Genomic DNA, 19,020 nt, shown 5'->3' with positions numbered 1-19,020 from the left:
TAAGACATACGGGTTGTTTGCTAACTGTTCCTGCTCATTTTTACTAAAGTGTTTTTTACTCATATGCTCGCCCCCACTATTCTCTCTAGTATACAAAAAGGTACCCATACGCTAAACACTTTTTTTAGAGTGTCCAGTGTATGGGTACCAGTTTAGGAGTGGGCGCTTCTTTATTATATAAGCAACAGGAGAGTTGAATGACTGGCAAGCCCTTATCGGATGATAGGGGCTTACACCTTGTTTTGCTCTATTGTGGTGGACTAAATCAGGCCCGCATAACGCAGCCCGTTGCGAATGCCTTGCTCGTCGATATGCGTCGTCAGGTAATCGGCATACGGCTTTAATTCCTCATGGGAGTTACCCATGGCAATGCCGAGCCCTACCTGCGTCAGCATTTCCTTATCGTTCAGTCCATCCCCAAAGGCGACGGCTTCCTCGGGCTCAATGCCCAGATGCTGCAGCATGGCCGCAATCCCTTGCGCTTTAGAGCCGCCTAGCGGTAACACATCCATTGCGGTGCGGTGCCAGCGAACCAGGCGAAGATCAGGTAGCGCCTGCTCGTACAAATGCTCCTCCTCCGCTTGGCAATGGAGGAACACCTGGTAAATATCTGTCGTCTTCCAATAGTCGGCATCGTAGCCGGGAAGGTCGACCTTTAAGGAAGATACAGCCTCAATAACATGGGGATGCGTTTCTGCATTCGAGAAGAACGCATCGCTGCCTTCAAACACAAGAGAATGGTTATGTAGATTGGCGTGGTTTACAAGGGCTTCCAAGCTAGTAAGCGGAATAATTCGCTTATATAGAGGTTGTCCTTTATACACAACATAAGCTCCATTCAAGCTGACGAAGGAATCAATACCTAGCAGCTCAGCTAGCGGTTTGAAGAAGTAAGGGGCACGGCCTGTTGAGATAACAGCTTCGACACCGCGGCTTTGCAGCTCACGAATGGCTTCAATGGTGTCAGCAGGAACCTGTTTATCTTCATTTACTAAGGTGCCATCAATATCAAAAAATACAATTTTATAAGCCATGTCTGTTAGTCTCCATTTCTTATTCAGTTCTCACTCGAGCTCTCATTGCATCATTCCATATTTAGCTATTGTTTACATTTAACTGACGAATAACATCTGTAAGCGATTGGTCACCCATCGAGCGAAGGCGATAATCATAGTTTTCAAAGAGTAGATGTTCGGTAACCGGGTTGGGAACGATAACGCACCACATACCCGCAGCTTTGGCAGCAACGGAGCCGTTAACCGAATCCTCGAAGGCCAGAGCCTCGCTTGGTTCAATGCCTAAAGCTTTCACAGCCTGTAAGTATAATTCCGGATCGGGCTTGACTTTAGCTACATCATCGCTGCTTTTAATGACTTCAAAGTACTGGAAAAGCTCCAGATTATGCAGGAAGCTTTCGATCCACTGCCGGTTGGAGCTCGAAGCCAGGCCAATACGGAGACCTAATCGTTGGGCCTCCTCCAAATAATCACGTACGCCATCACGAGCCTGGACGTGTACGATTTTCTTTTTGTGAAGCTTGGCAGCGAGGGCTTGTGCATCCTGTGACTTTTCAAGGGTTCCCAGCTTGGCTGTGATATAATCCGTTAATTCAGTACCATGGGTACCGATACAACGGCTGAAAACGTCAATGGGGAATTCGATTCCATGGGTAGCCAGCACTTCATTAAAGCATTCGAACCACACGGTTTCCGTGTCAATAATAAGTCCGTCAAAATCAAAAACAACTGCTTTAATCAATGTGTCCTCACTCTTTTCTTAAGGATTCTTAAGCAAATAAATAAGGCTAACCCGGAGGAAATCTCCTGCGGGTTAACCTTAAGCCGATTCTATAGTTGTGGCAGTTGGTTTAGAATCTAATTCTTCTATAATATTTCCATATTGTCAATATCCATTTATAACCCGCCACCTAGAATAATAAGACCTGGGAGGAAATTGAAGTTGCCAAAAAAGGACAAAACCTATATACATCCCGATATAAGCAATCATTACCCACAAAAAGACGCGGGCTAATAGCCATGGCTTGGGCCAAGCATCGATAACGTCAGTGATAGCAGGGGTCGTGCTTCTTGTTCCTACAATAAATAGCTTCTCTGCTTCATCCATTGGGACGTTCATAGTGGCCTCCTCAGAGTTTTCGTCACATAATAAGACCGGATATGCCCTATTACTCCGTTGCGATAAGTCAAATCGAAGACCACCCCCCAACACATAAATATCCATGCAAGTATGTAGCAGCCCATTGCCAATCAGCAAAATTGTGTAACTTGTCCAAAAAATTCGCAGGTTCATTTTTGAAATTAGGCAGAAACAGATGAAGATAAATCGCTTACCTTGATGTATGATAAATGAAGGCTTTTAAATGGATAGATGGCTAAAAGGAGAGATTATGATGGTAAATATCGTGGTATTGGATGGGTACACCTTAAACCCGGGAGATTTGGATTGGGGCAGGCTTGAGCAGTTGGGCAATGTCACCGTCTATGACAGGACCTCAGCTGCCGAATTGATGGAGCGCGCAGCTAACGCGGATATGATCCTAACCAATAAAACGCAGCTATCTGCGGCTACACTTGAGCAATTGCCCAAGCTTCGTTATATCGGCGTGCTGGCAACTGGCTATAATATTGTAGATATTGATGCGGCTCGTGAGCGAGGGATACCGGTTGCGAATATTCCTACCTATGGCACGCATTCCGTAGCCCAGTTTGTGTTTGCGCTATTGTTAGAGCTGTGCCACCGTGTGCAACGACATAGCGATGCTGTACATGATGGCGAATGGAACCATTGCCCTGACTTTTGCTTCACGCGTTCTCCGCTTGTTGAGCTGGCTGGTAAAACAATGGGCTTGATCGGGCTGGGACGTATTGGCGGGCAGGTAGCGAAAATCGCCAAAGCTTTTGGCATGAGGGTAATTGCTGTGGGAAGCGGTCGAAGCCACCCGGCAGCCATTGAAGGGGTAGAGTGGGTTGAACTGGAGCAGTTGCTTGTTGAATCGGATGTGATTAGCTTGCATTGTCCGTTAACCGCTTCCACAGAGAAGCTGATCAATGCCGAGCGGCTGGCGCTAATGAAGCCTTCCGCCTTGTTGATCAATACCTCCCGTGGCGCGTTAATTCATGAACAGGACCTGGCCGATGCGCTGAACAACGGACGAATCGCCGGCGCTGCGGTGGACGTGCTTTCTATAGAGCCTTCCTTGCCTACCAATCCGCTGTTTTCAGCAGATAATTGCCTGATCACCCCTCATATTGCTTGGGCAACCAAAGAAGCCAGAGCCAGGCTGATGGGGACGGCAGTAGACAATGTCCAGCACTTTTTATCCGGTCAGCCGACTAATGTGGTGAATGCCAGTCAAAAAGAATAACGTTATATTGATTTCTCTCAGGCGTAAATAACGTGTTATAGGTGGCTGCCGAATCCTGCCAATGCACCAAATGGGAGATATGTTCTTGCAGCGGCAGCGATCCGTTCTCGATCATGCGAATGACCGATTCCTGGACGGATCGGGGCCCTATAAAGCATGGATAAAAAGCAGATAGCTGCTTCTGGTGCGGAATATTAAAATTATACGTAATATTATCGGGATACCAGCCCATGAAAATAAATTGGCCGCGCTTCCTGCAGCTCGTCATGGCATCGTCGACCAGCTGTGTAAATCCGCTGGATTCCGCAACCACATCGGCGCCTTCGGGGAAGCGCTCCAATATTTGCTGCGAAGCAGGACGCTCTGAAGCATCAATGGCCCAATCTGCACAATGCTTGGCAGACAGCTTCAATCTTGTCGGGGAGATGTCTGACGAGATGACATAAGCCCCCTTCAAGCGTGCGAGCTTGGCTGCACATTGCCCGATAAAGCCTTGTCCAACGATGTAAACGAGGTGGCCGGTTTCGATGCTGGCCAAATTGTAAGCGTTGGCGGCAACAGAGGGCTGGACGAACATCGAGGCCGTTTGCAGCGAGCTTTCGTTGTTCAGCTTGTAGACGAGGTGCTTTTTCGCTTTCACGAATTGTCCATGCGCCCCGGAGCAAAAAACAGCGACCAAGTCGCCTTCCACCACGTGATCCACGTTAGCCCCCAACTCAACGACTGTGCCTGTTGCCTGATACCCGTTAATAAACGGGGGATCTCCATAATCCTTTCGACGTCCGGTTGCGATCCACATTTCGGTACCGATGCTGACACAAGAATAAGCCGTTTGGATCACAATGGAATCGTCATCCACCTGGGGGCGGAGCAATTCGATCAGCTCCGCCTTTTTACCAAGCTCCGTAACCGCCAAACCGATCATTGTAGTTGAACCCATGGTTTAGATCTCCTTTAAAAGTAGTAGTTGTAAAAGCTGCTCATTTCGGCTGTGTGCTTTGAGCTTGCTCAATTTGCAGGCCAGGCCGCATGCTGCGTTTGGGCTCGAAGCCAAGCTCGGCCTTGATCCGGCGCATATCGAATATAGTCGCATAGCCATTCCCGGGTATCTGGTAATGCGAGAGAAGAACTTGGGCCTTCTCTACGCCCAGCTTGTGCAGCAAAAGCTCAGCCACAGGCTCGTCGCAGCTTGCATCCGCACCTACTACATTGTAGGTGCGAACGCCTGGCTGATGAGGCGCTTCAATGGCTGTAACCAGCGCATCGAGCACATCGCTGACGAACACCGCGCTCAGGTTGGTGAATGGAATCCGCAGCGTGGAGCTTGCTGTAATCGGCTTAGGCCTCCAAAGCTCATCATCGACAACCGCTCCCAGGCGATAATTAATGAAGTCGATATCACCATGCTTCCGATGGAAATAGTGGGTCAACTGCTCGACCATCGCCTTTGACATATCATAAGCATCCTCCGCCAAGCAAGGATGCTCGTCTGGGATTGGCAGCTGCAAAGGGGTAAAGGCCGGGCTCAGGCAGCCTACAGCAGCAATCGAGCTGGCCGTTATAAATTTCCGGCAGCCGTGGTCGTACAGATAGCGGTACAGCCGCCGCGTTCCCAGCACATTCACGGACAAGCCGTCCTCCTCCGAGCATCCGCCAGTGACCGCGGCCAAATGGACAACCGCTTTAATCTGTAAGGCATCCAGCTGCTGTAAATCCTCAAAGGAATCAAAATTGCCCAGCCAATGAGGCACAGCCATTTGGGGATGATGCCTGGAGAGGCAAACCACTTCATGTGCATTCTTTTGCCCGTCGTTTCGATCGTCATTTCGATTGTCACTTTGCCCGTCATTTTGACTTGCACCTACCAGCCTCTCAGCTAACTTGCTGCCGATATCACCGCTTGCTCCGGTAATCAGGATGGTCATAGCTACGTTCCTCCTCTTCTTAAATCAGCTGATGAAAATTAGTTTACTCTGCATTAGTCTTGTAATATATGGCGGATTTTCACTACTACATGGTCGGAATTAAGATTTGGCTTTAATTGGGGTTTTGTTAGTGGAAGGGAGATCGAGCATGATTACAGAGCCTGTCGTTTATGAAAGCGTAAGGTATTTTAAGCAAGGGGAAGCCTTTGGCATCGTCCGGTTTAATGAACTGCTGAAGGAGCAGGTGCGTTACCACACGCATGATTGTATTGAGATCTGTTATGTTGCAAGCGGTTACGGCTACCATAGGTTTGGGGATGAGCTTCAGCGAGTGACGCGGGGTGACCTGTTTATTATTAACTACGGGGTGTCCCATTCTTTTTACAGGGAGCAGGAGCACGAGAATCTTATAACCTACAACATCCTGTTCAAACCGGGATTTATTGATAGAGAGCTTGCGTTTAGCCATGATTTTAATAGCCTGAGGCTATCCCATTTATTCAATAAATTCTGGAAGCAATCGATAAGTAAAGCCAGCTTGCAGCTATCGCAGGAGGAGAAAAACGAGTTCGAGCCGTTGGTCGATAACCTATATCAGGAATATACGGCTGGGCGGGCAGGCAGTGGCTCGATGATTCGCGCTTATATGATTGAACTGATCGTGCGTATTATTCGGGGGATGGAATTCGATACTGCCAACCGCACGATCAGCAAAAAAGTGGGGGCGATTAATGAAATCGTACGCTACCTGCAGGAGCATTATTCGGAATCGATTAGCCTAGGTGAGCTTTCTGCCAAATGCTTTTTCAATAAAAATTATTTTTGCAAAGTGTTCAAGGAAATCACCGGCGTGACGGTTACAGAGTACGTCCACAATTTACGTATGGAGGAGGCCTGCAAGCTGCTGGAGATTTCCGATAAAAAAATCGTCGAGATTTCCTTGGATGTCGGCTTCTCGGACTACAAAGCCTTTTACACCGTTTTTAACAAAATCGTCGGCATGCCGCCTCGGGACTATAGGAAGCGAATCCTTGAACAGCTCACTCAAATGGCCGCCCGCGAGTTCAACCAAGTCTAATTTGGATTCGGATCGCAAGTAAAGAGCCGTTATACCTTTTTAGGGATAACGGCTTTTAAGTTTTGCCCTTTTCGTTTCTGGCAAGGGATCAAAGGTTATATAATAACTAAATACCGATTACCTGCTGGTCTTTATCCATATCCTGCTTGGCTTTCTCCAGCTCGTGGTGGAACTTCGCTTCGATATCTGATTGGCTGCCATAAACAAACATAATATCGCCTTCCTGAGTCTCAAGCTTCATACATTGCTGCCTAATTTTTTGGTGGTCACGTTGAATAAATAATAGCAGGATATCTACCTCTCCATTAAACACCTGATCTGTTCGCTGGTGCAGCCATTCAGAATCTGCATGTACATGAATGTCGATAACTAAATCCAAGTCGCTCGTATACAGGATTTCCTCAATGGGGAGCTGATGGAGCTCAAACTGCTGATTGAGGTGGCGATGAAATTTTTTAGTAAGTAAAGCCATCATCTTTTTGTTTTTGACAATTATGAGCGTATGAGTAGCGTTGAGGCTACTTCAAGCACCAAGGCAATAAGAATTAGATAAATAACGATAAAAAGCAGCCCCACGCCCCAACGCTCCTCTCATGGATCGAAATTTCCTTTATCATTTACATAAGGTATTATTACCATTAAGACAAAGAATTGAACCCATAGGGGCGTCGAAAACAATGATCCAACCCAGTACGATGATACGACCTATATTAGAAGAAAAGAGCTTAAAGGTAGCTCTCTTTCAGTTTATGTTTCCCTTTTCTTTACATGCGGATTGCCAAGAGGAAATGAAGCAGCAGTTAGAAAAGGATGGCTTTATTCCGTTTGCTTTAGGCAACCTGGAGCTGGAAACGGCTTTTTATGGAGAGGGCTATAAGGTATCGCATTTGAATTTGGAGCGCTACTATTTGCCCTTTACGAACAGTGTGATTTTCCCCCATAAGCTGACTGAGGATGTATTCCAACGTTATTCCAAGCGTTTAGAATTTGATTGTGAGCTGCACATGAATGGGGATGCCTATACGATCCGAATCCACTCCTTGGATGTGTGGCTTTGTCCCTTTGACTTGGGATTTATTAATATTCGCGTCGAGCTGCCATGTGAAGAATTAAACTATTCACAGGCATTAGAAATCGTAAATCGGTTCCGTGTGCTGCAAAATATGAAGGATGAGAATGAGCAGCTCCGGATTGTGAAGGATCAAAAGGATTATGATGAAGTAGAGGACTTTATATTTGAGATGCTTGTGCCCGGTATACTGACATTTCTGGATAAAAGTAATTTGCAGGATTCTTATTTCGAAAAGCTGCCTTATTTTGAAGATGAGCGTATGTACGTGCTGGGCATGGTCTCATTTACCGATGGCTGCGAAATATCGCCCGTTGATCTATACCGTGGCTCGCGGGCAGACGGGCTGGACCAGCAGGGGAACCCTTATACCAGTTCATCGAATATGGACTATATTCAAAGATATGTCGGAGCCCATACCTATGACCGCTGGGGGCCAGATACCTTGTACGTGATGGAGGAGACTTCCTTTGTTTGCTTAACGAATCAGTCTGCGGAGATCACAACCGCCATAGGCAACCATATATATGGGGCTTATTATTATGGCGTGCTGATTAATTTGTTTAATCGAATCGTGCTGCTCAAATTATCGAATCGCTATTCCCATGTGCAATTGGATCAGAACCAGGATGAAATCGATGACCTGATTCGTTCGATTACGATTTTCTCAGCCCGATATTATTTTTTGGAGGTTGCCTCCCAGCCCCAAGGAAAAGAAATATTTCTCCAGCTGCGCAACCATATGGGCATCGACGGGCTTTTTGCCGAGGTGAAGAAAACACTGGCGGACCTATACAAGTACCAGGAAAATTTCACAGCCAAACGGTCCAATTATTTGTTGATGATCTTGACCATCTATACCGTAATTAGTGGGATCTATGGGATGAACCAGGTAATAGAGGATCTTAAGGGACCTATCGATTGGAGCAAAATGAAGGAATATTCCGTATTTGAATATATCGCTATGGGAGTGACCTTCTCGGGCATGACGATCGCATTGGCTCTAGGCATAACTACGCTGCGCCGATTAATCAAAGAAATCCGCAAGCGAAGATAGACCTATATACCTTTCCCTTACGTGATGGTTTACAATACCTGTAACAGAGGGGGAGGGTCCTATGAAAATCAACGAGCTGGCGCTTAAGCTGGATGTGACGCCGCGAGCCATTCGTTTTTATGAGGAAAAGGGGCTGCTGCATCCTGAGAAAAATAAGCTCAATGGCTATCGCCAATATACAGTAGAGGATGCGTGGCGGCTGCAAATGATTATGGCCTTCCGCGAAATGGGTATGAGCGTGGAGCATATCTCCAAGTTACTGGATGAATTTGACCGTGGCGATGCACCAACAGTACGCCACCAATTAGAACTGCAACGTGCGCTGCTTAGCACCCAGTGGGTGGAGTGGAAGCAGATGCTGGCAGCTATGGATGGCTTGATTGGACGGCTGGACGATGGCAAGCAGCTCGTATTGGACGATCTGTTCCAGCTTGCCGCCCATATGAAGCAGATCCGGACAGCGAGGTCCTCCTGGGAGGACCAGTGGGGCTTTGACCAAATCGCGGAGCAGTTTGACCGCAAACCGCTGGATAACGAAAGCCCGCTCGGCTGGATCGCTTCGGGTGCCGAGTATGAGCAGGCCCTGGCGTTTACGGTGCAGTGGCTGGCTCCCAAGCCCGGAGAGTCCGGGCTCGATATCGGTGCCGGCACAGGGAATTTGGCGGGCAGGCTGCTGGAGCTTGGCGCGGAAGTGTCAGCGGTCGAGCAGTCTCGCGAGATGCTTGCCCGTTGCCGCAGCAAGTATCCGGCGCTTCAAGCCAAGCTTGGCAACCTGCTGGCTTTGCCCTTTTTCGACGGGCAATTTCATTGGGTCGGGACAAGCTTTGCCTTTCATCATGTCAATGAGAACCAACAATTGCTAGGGCTTGAAGAGATGCATCGCGTACTGCGGCCTCATGGCAGAATCGTGATTACAGGGCTTATGTTTGAACATGCAGAAGCAAGGGCAGTTGCCTTGAATCGGCTCAAAGAGGCGGGCAGGAGCGACCTGCAGGCCGCTCTAGCCAGCATCCATCCATCAGACCGTTCACAACTGCTGCAATGGTTCCATTTGCATGGCTACACGACACTCTATCAGCAAATCAATGAGTGGGTTCATATGGTTTATGCGCTGCGTGGACCCATTCTGTAAGGAATGTTTCTTTCCAACTTGTCTATCATTGCTTAACCCTATAAAAGATGCTAGAATAAAAACAATTATTAGTAAGTACCTATATCTGTAGCACTAATGGCTTAGATTAGGAATCATTCTATCATTTTTTGCTTATAGGCTCATCTTTGTATAGAATAGTAAATAAGAGTAACAATCCTGGGGAGGAATGGCATATGCTGCGTTTAGGGCAAAGAGTAATTATCGTAGCTGACAGTTTTGAACAAAATCTGCCTGTTAGCGAGTATGGTTACATTATGGCTATAGATCGTAACTCGGACAATGTGTTTGATTACGTTGTGCGTATACCCAAAGTAAATAAGCACTTTTTCGTAACTGAAGCTGATATAGAATTAGAAGAAGTATTGATTCAACTTGAGGTTGACCGGTTGGAGCGTGAATCACTGATTGATTTTGCTTTGGCTACCAAGAACGAGGAATTGTTCCGACGTATTATGAATGGGGAAAACCAGGAGCCCGAACCTATGGAGCCCACCAAAGAAATGCAGTCACAAGCTGAATTCATTAAACAGGTGAATTTAAAGGCGTGGATTTAGTTTTGCTGAAATTTTTAAATTTTATAGCTACAAATGTAAGCTTTCATTCCGAGCAGCTATTCGGAGGAGGGCTTTTTCCTTTGTCCAGCTGCACGGCGCGCAGATTCCAAGCGCGCGGTGCAGTGGTATGTATGGGCGGTCAATCACGTCTCCAATTAGATCTCAATAGACGCTGTACCCAAGGGTAACGCGGCTGGTCTGCCTAATAAATAACCTTGCGCCAGCTCGATTCCGTGCTTTTTGCAGAAATCCCATTCTTCTTTACGCTCCATACCCTCCGCAAGCACAGTTGCTCCAAAGCTATGGGAGATCTCGATAATTCTAATAATTTGCTGCTGCTTGTTTTCATCCTGGTCGCAGTTGTCGATCAGGCCCCGGTCGATTTTTACAAAATCCGGAGCTAGCTCGGGGAGAACCTCCAACGTGGCGAAGCCCGTTCCTACATCATCTAGCGCGACCTGCATGCCTTGCTTCTGGTAAATAGCAAAAATCTTTTTTAAATGCCCAATATCCTCAATGCGCTCCGTTTCGACAACCTCAAATACAAAATCCCGGGGATCCAGCTTATTATCCTCGATTGCCTTAAAGGTATGGCTCAAACAATAATTGGGGTTATAGATTGATGAGGGCAAAAAATTAACGAACCTCTTAATCCCCTGCGGCAAATGAAGCGCACTGGTCTGGATCGCCGAAATGCGCGCTGCGCGGTCCAGAAAGGAATGAAGACCAGTTTGCTGTGCTACTGAGAACAGCTCAAATGGGTTAAACGCGGCTTGTCCCGCCGAGGGGCGCAGCAAAAATTCATAGCCGAACACGCGCTGGGATTGCATATCGATAATCGGCTGCATATGGCTAGTAAACTGCCCATTAGTCATCATAGTTACTAGATTGTGATGCTTCATCCGCGCAAAAAATTGGGGCAGAGCAACGGCTTTGGACTTGGTAGGTGCTAAACTCCAATTTGATTCGTCAATCTCAATATGTATGTCCAACTGCTCCGACGAAGTCAATTTATCATAAACACTTTTTAGTCCATTTAATAGCTCTTCGCGTGACAAATAAGAAATAGGAATAAAATAGTTAACTCCGTTTGTTACTGTATGGGGCTGCCCATCATCAAAGACCTGATTAGAATCAACAGTAAAGATACGGCTGTTAGTAAAGAGCTGGGTTATTTTATTCAAAGGGATTAATTGAGACGAAACAAATAATAGAGTACCCTGATCCTCTATAGGTCTAGCACTGCTGCAATTTGAACATTCCATGGTATGGTCTCCTCAAGAGAGTCTTGCATTCTATTATATAAGTGAGTTCAAATTATGACTAGAGCCTTAAATACGTTATTCTAAAAGATTTTTAAGGTACTACCCACTACTTACCCGCATTAGTGTTCTTTTCACAATTTGAATGTATATTTTTTATCAAGGTTATCTGCGAGCATTTTTGGTAATATATGGGGCTAAGCGTGTTAGATGCTGGGATAGGATACTAAACATGAAAGACCGAGCTAGCTCGGTCTTTCATGGATCTTTTTGATATATACTTGAATTCCTTCGGCGATTTTATCGGCAATCTCTTGTTGAGAGTCTGGTCGAGTAAGCATTTCTCTGTCTTCGGCATTCGTTATAAAACCCATTTCGACGATAACCGCAGGCACCACTGTATGCTTAAGCAAATAATAAGTTTTTCCGTATACAGGTTCTTCATGGGTGCCATAAAGCATATTTAACGAATTCTGAAGCGATTTTGCCAGCAGCAGGCTTTGTTCGTTTTTTTGATGGAGAAGCAGCGGCCCTCTTTTGCCGGAACGTCGTGCGGAATTGACATGTAAACTTATCATGACCTTTGGTTTTACTTCGTCGGCCAGTTGGCTGCGTTGTGCCAAATCCTTTAGATGTCTCGATCGACTGCGCAACCAGAGGTTTTCTCCACTTAACGCATAATCATCCATTCGATTCATCAAAACGATGACCCCTTTTTTTTGTAAGGAATCGTAAGTTTTTTTGGCGATCGATAGATTAATGTCTTTTTCGAGCAGATCTCCGAAAGATGTGCCTCCATCAATACCTCCGTGACCGACGTCGAGCAATACATCTACATTTTTAATGGCCGGTTGATCCGTTTTAATATCGGGCAGCAGGAAAGATTCGGGAGAATTTGCTTTAGCAATGCCAATATGCTGCGTGGCAGCCAACGGAAGCATAATGGTTATGCATATGAGAAGCAATAATGCACATTCTAGCTTTTTCAAACGTTTCATCAATCATCATCCTCCTGCAAATGCAAATATGTTGAATATAGAGCGCGATAGGTTTTTTTGATCACTATTGGTATGAATTCCTCACTAGATATCCTACATCGGAATCACCTGCAGATACGTATGAGGGTATTTGCAAGGACTTGGATAATTGCTTTTATTAGATCAGATAATGACTCGTTTTTGGCATAAAGATATACTGCTTCTAATTGTTCGTTTAATTAGTATCATGCTGATACAATGACTGATTCAGCATCAGCTTGTGACATTCCAAAAATTTAAATCATCAAATCATCCTTTAATTTTTAAGACTTATTATGACCATCAATTAACTTTACATTCTAAATATTCGCATTAAATATAAAAGAGTTTATCAAAGCTCTCTTTCCTTTGGGATCGAGGGCTTTGTGTTTTCGTTTTCCACAATGTCGAAAGTATTCCTCGAATGGAATTTCGCAGAAGCGGCACATACGAAGCAAAACGGTAAGCAGATATGAACTTAAGAACTAGAGCCACGAATTGAAAGGTAATTCCTGAATTTGAAACGAAGAAAGGCGGCATAATAAAACAAAATTGAATGGAGGTTTATAATAGATGACAATAAGAAAATGTAACATTAAGGAAGTGGCCACGTTGCTTGCTATTGTTCTAATTATGGCGACAGGATGCACGAATAACGCAGATAATCAGGTAAAGCAGCAAGGAATGCGAACGCAACAAGTCAACAACAACAACCCGCCCAAAGTGGATAACCGCATTCAGATTGCTAATCAAGCGGCAGAAAAGATTGTTAAGCTAAATAGTGTAAAACAAGCGAATGTGGTTGTAACAGAAAAAAACGCCTATGTGGCCGTGTTAGTAGATACACCTCAGGGTGAGCTATCCCATGAGCTAGAAGAGCAAATTGCTCAACAAGTTCGGTCATCCGATTCGAACATACAAAATGTATACGTTTCTACTAACCCTGAGTTTGTGGATCGTATTAACAGATATGTAACAGATGTACGGGAAGGACGTCCGGTATCAGGGTTTTTCGAGGAATTTACTGAGATTGTTAAGCGCATTTTTCCAAAAGCACGTTAAAGGATCCAATTACTGGTTCTACTGATTGCAGGAGGTTCGGAAGTATTGGCGATAGGAAACCCTGGGAATGATTCATGATCCCTAGGGTTTTTTATTTGCACAAAATTGCGGAATCGATCTCTTGTTTTGACCACATGCCCAGGTAACAAAATTCAAAAAATCGACGTAAGATGCCAATACTCGACATTCGTTAAAGATGTTACAGCCCCAAAGTAATTGAGTTCAAATTCCATCTAGTCTATAATGAAAAAATACGCTTTAACCTAAAAGCAAACCATATCGAAACGGGGGAAGACCGGTGAGTATTACAATCAAGGATGTTGAGCACGTAGCCAAATTGGCGAGACTAGAGCTTAGCGAGCAGGAGAAACAAACGTTCACGGAACAAATGAACGCCATTCTCAAATACGCAGAGCAATTAAATGGACTGAATACGGACGATGTCGAGCCGACCAGCCACCCAGTACCCTTGGTTAATGTGATGCGAGCAGATATTTCGAAGCCATCATTGCCGATTGATAAGGTTATGCTGAATGCACCTGATGAAGAAGATGGACAAATCAAGGTGCCAGCGGTTCTAGAATAAAGGGATACGAGCAGAAGGAGGACGCGGTTTTGTCTTTATTTAATCTTACACTACAAGAGTTACACACCCAATTGCAGGCTAAACAAATCACAGTAACAGACCTGGTCAATGAATCCTATAAGAGGATTGGCGAGGTAGACGGAAAGGTCCGGGCTTTCCTAACCTTAGATGAGGAAAATGCACGTGCTACGGCGGCTGCGCAGGATGTGCAGCTTGGGAACAAGGATACCCGTGGTCTGCTATTCGGCTTGCCGATTGGCATTAAGGATAACATTGTTACCGAGGGCGTAATCACTACATGCGCAAGCCAGTTTTTGCGCAATTTCAACCCCGTATATGACGCTACAGTTGTAACGAAGCTTAAAGAAGCTCAAGCCGTTTCCATCGGCAAGCTGAATATGGACGAGTTTGCGATGGGGGGCTCCAATGAGAACTCCAGCTTTCACCCTACTTATAACCCGTGGAATACGGAATATGTGCCAGGGGGTTCCAGCGGCGGCTCTGCAGCGGCTGTGGCTGCAGGCGAGGTTTACTTTTCGCTAGGCTCTGATACAGGCGGTTCGATTCGTCAGCCGGCAGCTTACTGCGGCATTGTCGGATTAAAGCCAACCTATGGTCTTGTATCCCGTTTTGGTCTGGTTGCGTTCGCTTCATCATTGGACCAAATCGGCCCTTTGACCAAAAACGTCGAAGACAGCGCCTATTTGCTACAAGCTATAGCTGGTCATGATCCCAAGGATTCAACCTCTGCAGAGGTTGATATTCCTGACTATATCAGCGCCTTAACCGGTGATATCAAAGGCCTGCGGATCGCGTTGCCCAAGGAATACATGGGAGAGGGCATAGATCCGGCTGTCCGTGAATCGGTCCTCTCCGCGCTTAAACTGCTGGAGAGCTTAGGCGCTGTAGTCGAAGAAGTATCGCTGCCGCATACGGAATATGCAGTAGCGGCCTACTACCTGCTGGCGTCCTCAGAGGCGTCTTCCAACCTGGCACGCTTCGACGGCGTACGTTATGGCGTACGCGCCGAGAATCCGGCCAACCTGCTGGACCTGTACCACAGGTCGCGCAGCGAGGGATTCGGCGCTGAGGTTAAGCGCCGCATTATGCTGGGCACCTACGCGCTTAGCTCCGGCTATTACGATGCCTATTATTTGAAGGCTCAGAAGGTGCGTACGTTGATCAAGCAGGATTTTGATAAAGTATTTGAAAGCTACGATATCGTGATTGGACCAACTGCACCTACAACTGCATTTAAGGTAGGCGCGCTGGTGGATGATCCGTTGACGATGTATTTGAACGATATTTTAACCATTCCAGTTAACCTAGCTGGTGTTCCAGCGATTAGTATTCCATGCGGATTTGCCGATGGCTTGCCGATCGGCTTGCAAATGATCGGCAAACCACTAAGTGAAGCAACCATTTTACGGGTGGCTCATGCCTTTGAGCAGAACACCGATTTCCATAAGCAGCGCCCACAGCTGTAACCCTTTAGAATGAAAGGAGAGCACACCTGCATGTCAGCGACAGAAACGAAATACGAAACGGTCATTGGGCTGGAAGTCCATGTTGAGCTACATACCAAGTCCAAAATCTTTTGCGGATGCTCAACCGCCTTTGGAGCGCCGCCGAATACCCATACCTGCCCAGTTTGCCTTGGTTACCCAGGCGTGCTGCCGGTATTAAATAAACAAGCCGTTGAGTACGCGATGAAAGCTGCGATTGCGTTGAATTGTGTGATTGCTACGGATAGTAAGTTTGACCGCAAAAACTACTTTTATCCGGATTCGCCCAAGGCGTACCAGATTTCCCAATATGATAAACCGATTGGCGAGCATGGCTGGATTGAGATCGAGGTAGCCGGACAAACCAAACGAATTGGCGTTACACGTGTCCATCTCGAAGAAGATGCGGGCAAGCTAACCCATGTAGACGGCGGCTTTACAACGCTTGCTGACTTTAACCGCGTAGGCACACCATTAATCGAGATCGTATCAGAGCCCGATCTGCGTTCCCCAGAGGAAGCACGTGCTTATTTGGAAAAGCTGAAAGCGATTATGCAATATTGTGACGTGTCTGACGTGAAGATGGAGGAAGGCTCGCTGCGCTGCGATGCCAATGTCAGTATCCGCCCTTACGAGCAAGCCGAATTTGGTATCCGCGCCGAGCTTAAAAACATGAACTCGTTCCGCGGTGTGCAAAAGGGCTTGGAATATGAAGAATGGCGCCAAGCCGAATTGTTGAACAGTGGCGGCAAAGTTGTCCAGGAAACGCGCCGCTGGGATGAGGCACAGGGCAAAACGATCATGATGCGCAGCAAGGAAGAGGCGCATGACTACCGGTATTTCCCCGATCCGGATTTAGTACGGATCTATATTGACGAGGACTGGAAGGCTCGCGTACGCGACTCGATTCCTGAGCTTCCCGATGCACGTAAGTCTCGTTACGTCAGTGAGTACAGCTTACCAAGCTATGATGCGGAGGTTATTACCTCCTCGATCAAGCTGGCTGATTTCTTTGAAGAAAGCTTGAAGTATACGAAGGATGCCAAAGCCGTTTCTAACTGGATCATGGGCGACCTGCTTGGTTATTTGAACGCGAATAACCAGGAGCTTGAGCAGCTTCCGATTACGGGTAAGGGTCTAGGCGAAATGATCCTGTTGCTGGAAAAAGGCACGATCAGCAGCAAAATCGCCAAAACCGTATTCAAGGCGATGCTCGAAACTGGCAAAGCTCCAGGGCAAATCGTCGAGGAGCAAGGTCTTGTCCAGATCAGCGACGAGGGTGCAATTAAAGCTGTAGTCGAGAAGGTGGTTGCGGGCAATCCGCAATCGGTAGCCGACTTTAAGGCAGGCAAGGATAAGGCGGTTGGCTTCCTAGTAGGACAAGTTATGAAAGAAACCAAAGGCAAAGCGAATCCGGGACTTGTGAACAAGCTGATTATAGATTGCTTGCAGGCTTCTGAGTAATTCTAAGTAAGCGGCAGCAAAGGTTTTCTGGAACTAGTTAGTATGTAGCTAGTATTAGGTAGGTAGTATGTAGCTAGTAGGTGTATTAGCTAGCATTGGATAGTGGGTAGCTATGGGAATAGGATAGGAGTTAGCGCTATGATCCGTTTTGGTATCATTGGAACGAACCGTATTACCGAGCAATTTATTGAAGCGGGACGCACATGTGAAGGCTTTGTCTTAAGTGCGGTTTATTCGCGCACGGAGGAGAGGGCGCAGGAGTTTGCTGCTAGGTTCGCCATTCCAGAGCTGTTTACAGATTTGGAAAGCATGGCGAAAAGCGATAGCATAGACGCAGTGTATATCGCCAGCCCCAATTCTTATCATGCCAGCCAGGCGATCCTGTTCATGGATCATGGCAAGCATGTTTTGTGCGAGAAGCCACTCGCCTCTAACGTGAATGAAGTCAATGCGATGGTGGCCGCGGCGCACACCCGTAATGTGCTTTTGATGGAAGCATTAAAATCGACATTGCTGCCTAATTTTGCAGCCATTCGTGAGCACCTGCCTTTGATTGGACCGGTCCGTCGTTACGCGGCAAGCTATTGCCAATATTCCTCGCGCTATGATGCGTATAAGCAGGGGACTGTGCTTAATGCGTTTAATCCTATATTCTCGAACGGCTCATTAATGGATTTAGGCATCTATTGCATCTATCCAATGGTTGTCCTCTTCGGCAAGCCGTTGAGCATTCAGGCGACTGGCCTGCTGCTGGATTCGGGCGTCGACGGACAAGGCAGCCTGATCCTGGGCTATGCGGATATGGATGCGGTAATTACCCATTCCAAAATTAGCCCGTCCTACCTGCCGACCGAAATACAGGGCGAGAACGGGACGCTGGTGATCGATAAAATCGACAAGCCAAATCAGGCGGAAATTCGTTATCGTAATGGCGAAGTAATGGATATTAAGAAGCCGCAAACCGCAGAGACGATGTGCTACGAGATCCAGGAGTTTATCGATTTGCTGCACCGCGGCGAGCGGGAATCCACAGTGAATTCCCATCGCCATTCAATCTGGGCAATGGAAATCATGGACGAGGCGAGAAGGCAGATAGGACTTGTATTCCCGGCCGACCAATAGAACCATTGCAAAGCTTGCCATGAAGCCATAAAAAAGCCTTGATCCCACTTTTAGTGGAATCAAGGCTTTTTTGTATGCCAGATTTGCGTCTATTCGCGGAGTCTGGTGATAGGTAAAGAGGCCAGGCGTATGGGGCTGAAAGGTTTAGGACCGTCTGTTGAAGTCCTGTCCTCGCTGCTGGAACCCCATACGCTTGTCCTCGCCTACGCTCTATTACTCGAGATTGGCATGGCTGCCATACATCGTGCTGGAGTCCAGTCCCTGCTTCTCCATCAAGCTTAAAATGACCGCGTCGAGAAACAATAACAAGGTTTGCTCAAACAACGAGCCCATCGGTTGGATCGTGGAATAGTCGCTTGTCGATTTATCCTTGGGTGCCCCAGGCAATGTAATAGCTATTCTACTTAATTGACCAATGGTCGAATTAGGGTAGATCGTGATCAGCGCAACGGCTGCTTCCAAGCTTTTTGCTTTTTCCGCCATGGATACTAGGCTTTTGGTTTCTCCAGAGCCGGAGCAAATAATAAGCAGATCCTCTTTGCCAAGGCCTGGTGTTACCGTCTCGCCTACAACGTGGACATTTAACCCGAGATGCATCAAGCGCATGGCGAATGCTTTCGCCATTAAACCTGACCGGCCTGCGCCAGCAAGGAAAATATGTCGAGCTTCCCCTATGGCATCAACCAAGCTATCACTGCCTTCACCAGAAATAAGCTTCACCGTGCGTTGTAGCTCCTGCAAGATTTCAGTCGCATATTCTGCTGTTGTTTTCATAGCTTAGC

The 19,020-nt window shown here is 46.7% G+C and carries 18 protein-coding genes; 10 read left to right on the top strand and 8 right to left on the bottom strand.

Features of this window, described 5'->3' with window-relative positions:
• Nucleotides 1–260: 260 nt before the first annotated feature.
• Nucleotides 261–1,034 carry a Cof-type HAD-IIB family hydrolase gene (locus G9U52_RS37380; protein WP_166158096.1) on the bottom strand — a complete coding sequence of 258 codons (774 nt, stop codon included), beginning with the start codon at nt 1,032–1,034 and terminating at the stop codon, nt 261–263.
• Nucleotides 1,035–1,095: 61 nt separating this feature from the next.
• The gene (locus G9U52_RS37375) at nt 1,096–1,758 is read right to left on the bottom strand and encodes an HAD family hydrolase (protein ID WP_166158093.1); all 663 of its coding nucleotides are present in this window, start codon (nt 1,756–1,758) and stop codon (nt 1,096–1,098) included.
• A gap of 622 nt (nt 1,759–2,380) precedes the next feature.
• Between G9U52_RS37375 and G9U52_RS37370 the strand changes: the two genes are divergently transcribed.
• A complete protein-coding gene (locus G9U52_RS37370) occupies nt 2,381–3,385 on the top strand; it encodes a D-2-hydroxyacid dehydrogenase (RefSeq protein ID WP_243767788.1) in 1,005 nt (334 codons plus the stop codon).
• Here G9U52_RS37370 and G9U52_RS37365 read toward each other — a convergent pair.
• The gene (locus tag G9U52_RS37365) at nt 3,354–4,325 is read right to left on the bottom strand and encodes a zinc-dependent alcohol dehydrogenase (RefSeq protein ID WP_166158088.1); all 972 of its coding nucleotides are present in this window, start codon (nt 4,323–4,325) and stop codon (nt 3,354–3,356) included. The genes G9U52_RS37370 and G9U52_RS37365 overlap by 32 nt on opposite strands.
• Before the next feature lie 40 nt (nt 4,326–4,365).
• Nucleotides 4,366–5,310, bottom strand: a complete 945-nt coding sequence (locus G9U52_RS37360) for an NAD-dependent epimerase/dehydratase family protein (protein ID WP_166158085.1) — start codon at nt 5,308–5,310, stop codon at nt 4,366–4,368.
• A gap of 148 nt (nt 5,311–5,458) precedes the next feature.
• On the opposite strand from G9U52_RS37360, the gene G9U52_RS37355 reads away from it, so the two are divergent.
• The gene (locus G9U52_RS37355) at nt 5,459–6,388 is read left to right on the top strand and encodes an AraC family transcriptional regulator (protein WP_166158082.1); all 930 of its coding nucleotides are present in this window, start codon (nt 5,459–5,461) and stop codon (nt 6,386–6,388) included.
• 106 nt (nt 6,389–6,494) lie between these two features.
• Here G9U52_RS37355 and G9U52_RS37350 read toward each other — a convergent pair whose 3' ends face one another.
• A complete protein-coding gene (locus G9U52_RS37350) occupies nt 6,495–6,863 on the bottom strand; it encodes a hypothetical protein (protein ID WP_166158079.1) in 369 nt (122 codons plus the stop codon).
• A 202-nt stretch (nt 6,864–7,065) separates the two neighbouring features.
• On the opposite strand from G9U52_RS37350, the gene G9U52_RS37345 reads away from it, so the two are divergent.
• The 3 genes from G9U52_RS37345 to G9U52_RS37335 all read left to right on the top strand — a co-directional run bounded on the left by G9U52_RS37345 (nt 7,066) and on the right by G9U52_RS37335 (nt 10,221).
• Nucleotides 7,066–8,514: a hypothetical protein gene (locus tag G9U52_RS37345; protein WP_243767787.1), complete on the top strand. Its 1,449-nt coding sequence runs from the start codon at nt 7,066–7,068 to the stop codon at nt 8,512–8,514.
• A 61-nt stretch (nt 8,515–8,575) separates the two neighbouring features.
• Nucleotides 8,576–9,646 (top strand): MerR family transcriptional regulator, encoded by a 1,071-nt coding sequence (locus G9U52_RS37340; protein WP_166158075.1) that lies wholly within the window; start codon nt 8,576–8,578, stop codon nt 9,644–9,646.
• A gap of 194 nt (nt 9,647–9,840) precedes the next feature.
• Nucleotides 9,841–10,221 (top strand): ATPase, encoded by a 381-nt coding sequence (locus G9U52_RS37335; protein ID WP_166158072.1) that lies wholly within the window; start codon nt 9,841–9,843, stop codon nt 10,219–10,221.
• 155 nt (nt 10,222–10,376) lie between these two features.
• On the opposite strand, the gene G9U52_RS37330 is transcribed toward G9U52_RS37335, so the two are convergent.
• Together G9U52_RS37330 and G9U52_RS37325 are read right to left on the bottom strand one after the other, a co-directional pair.
• A complete protein-coding gene (locus G9U52_RS37330; protein ID WP_166158069.1) occupies nt 10,377–11,486 on the bottom strand; it encodes an EAL domain-containing protein in 1,110 nt (369 codons plus the stop codon).
• 242 nt (nt 11,487–11,728) lie between these two features.
• Entirely contained in the window at nt 11,729–12,481 is a 753-nt protein-coding gene (locus G9U52_RS37325; protein ID WP_166158067.1) for an N-acetylmuramoyl-L-alanine amidase family protein, read from the bottom strand.
• Nucleotides 12,482–13,072: 591 nt separating this feature from the next.
• Between G9U52_RS37325 and G9U52_RS37320 the strand changes: the two genes are divergently transcribed.
• The 5 genes from G9U52_RS37320 (at nt 13,073) to G9U52_RS37300 (ending at nt 18,238) form a co-directional block, all read left to right on the top strand.
• Nucleotides 13,073–13,561, top strand: a complete 489-nt coding sequence (locus G9U52_RS37320) for a YhcN/YlaJ family sporulation lipoprotein (RefSeq protein ID WP_166158064.1) — start codon at nt 13,073–13,075, stop codon at nt 13,559–13,561.
• Between the two features lie 298 nt (nt 13,562–13,859).
• A complete protein-coding gene (gatC, locus tag G9U52_RS37315) occupies nt 13,860–14,147 on the top strand; it encodes an Asp-tRNA(Asn)/Glu-tRNA(Gln) amidotransferase subunit GatC (RefSeq protein WP_166158062.1) in 288 nt (95 codons plus the stop codon).
• 29 nt (nt 14,148–14,176) lie between these two features.
• On the top strand, nt 14,177–15,634 hold the full coding sequence (gene gatA, locus G9U52_RS37310; protein ID WP_166158059.1) for an Asp-tRNA(Asn)/Glu-tRNA(Gln) amidotransferase subunit GatA: 1,458 nt from the start codon (nt 14,177–14,179) through the stop codon (nt 15,632–15,634).
• Between the two features lie 30 nt (nt 15,635–15,664).
• Nucleotides 15,665–17,116 (top strand): Asp-tRNA(Asn)/Glu-tRNA(Gln) amidotransferase subunit GatB, encoded by a 1,452-nt coding sequence (gatB, locus tag G9U52_RS37305; RefSeq protein WP_166158056.1) that lies wholly within the window; start codon nt 15,665–15,667, stop codon nt 17,114–17,116.
• A 138-nt stretch (nt 17,117–17,254) separates the two neighbouring features.
• On the top strand, nt 17,255–18,238 hold the full coding sequence (locus G9U52_RS37300; RefSeq protein WP_166158053.1) for a Gfo/Idh/MocA family protein: 984 nt from the start codon (nt 17,255–17,257) through the stop codon (nt 18,236–18,238).
• 213 nt (nt 18,239–18,451) lie between these two features.
• Here the strand turns inward: G9U52_RS37300 and hxlB are convergent, their stop codons facing one another.
• On the bottom strand, nt 18,452–19,012 hold the full coding sequence (hxlB, locus tag G9U52_RS37295) for a 6-phospho-3-hexuloisomerase (protein ID WP_166158050.1): 561 nt from the start codon (nt 19,010–19,012) through the stop codon (nt 18,452–18,454).
• Nucleotides 19,013–19,020 lie beyond the last annotated feature (8 nt).

It is taken from the genome of Paenibacillus agricola (genome assembly GCF_011440305.1).
Classification (GTDB): domain Bacteria; phylum Bacillota; class Bacilli; order Paenibacillales; family NBRC-103111; genus Paenibacillus_S; species Paenibacillus_S agricola.
This window is presented reverse-complemented; position numbering and strand designations above follow the sequence as displayed.

Coding starts and splice junctions, on each gene's coding strand:
- gatB (WP_166158056.1), top strand. CDS start 15,665: ATGTCAGCGACAGAAACGAAATACGAAACGGTCATTGGGCTGGAAGTC.
- G9U52_RS37365 (WP_166158088.1), bottom strand. CDS start 4,325: ATGGGTTCAACTACAATGATCGGTTTGGCGGTTACGGAGCTTGGTAAA.
- G9U52_RS37380 (WP_166158096.1), bottom strand. CDS start 1,034: ATGGCTTATAAAATTGTATTTTTTGATATTGATGGCACCTTAGTAAAT.
- G9U52_RS37345 (WP_243767787.1), top strand. CDS start 7,066: ATGATCCAACCCAGTACGATGATACGACCTATATTAGAAGAAAAGAGC.
- G9U52_RS37330 (WP_166158069.1), bottom strand. CDS start 11,486: ATGGAATGTTCAAATTGCAGCAGTGCTAGACCTATAGAGGATCAGGGT.
- G9U52_RS37300 (WP_166158053.1), top strand. CDS start 17,255: ATGATCCGTTTTGGTATCATTGGAACGAACCGTATTACCGAGCAATTT.
- G9U52_RS37360 (WP_166158085.1), bottom strand. CDS start 5,310: ATGACCATCCTGATTACCGGAGCAAGCGGTGATATCGGCAGCAAGTTA.
- G9U52_RS37370 (WP_243767788.1), top strand. CDS start 2,381: ATGGATAGATGGCTAAAAGGAGAGATTATGATGGTAAATATCGTGGTA.
- G9U52_RS37320 (WP_166158064.1), top strand. CDS start 13,073: ATGACAATAAGAAAATGTAACATTAAGGAAGTGGCCACGTTGCTTGCT.
- G9U52_RS37335 (WP_166158072.1), top strand. CDS start 9,841: ATGCTGCGTTTAGGGCAAAGAGTAATTATCGTAGCTGACAGTTTTGAA.
- G9U52_RS37340 (WP_166158075.1), top strand. CDS start 8,576: ATGAAAATCAACGAGCTGGCGCTTAAGCTGGATGTGACGCCGCGAGCC.
- hxlB (WP_166158050.1), bottom strand. CDS start 19,012: ATGAAAACAACAGCAGAATATGCGACTGAAATCTTGCAGGAGCTACAA.
- G9U52_RS37350 (WP_166158079.1), bottom strand. CDS start 6,863: ATGATGGCTTTACTTACTAAAAAATTTCATCGCCACCTCAATCAGCAG.
- G9U52_RS37355 (WP_166158082.1), top strand. CDS start 5,459: ATGATTACAGAGCCTGTCGTTTATGAAAGCGTAAGGTATTTTAAGCAA.
- G9U52_RS37325 (WP_166158067.1), bottom strand. CDS start 12,481: ATGAAACGTTTGAAAAAGCTAGAATGTGCATTATTGCTTCTCATATGC.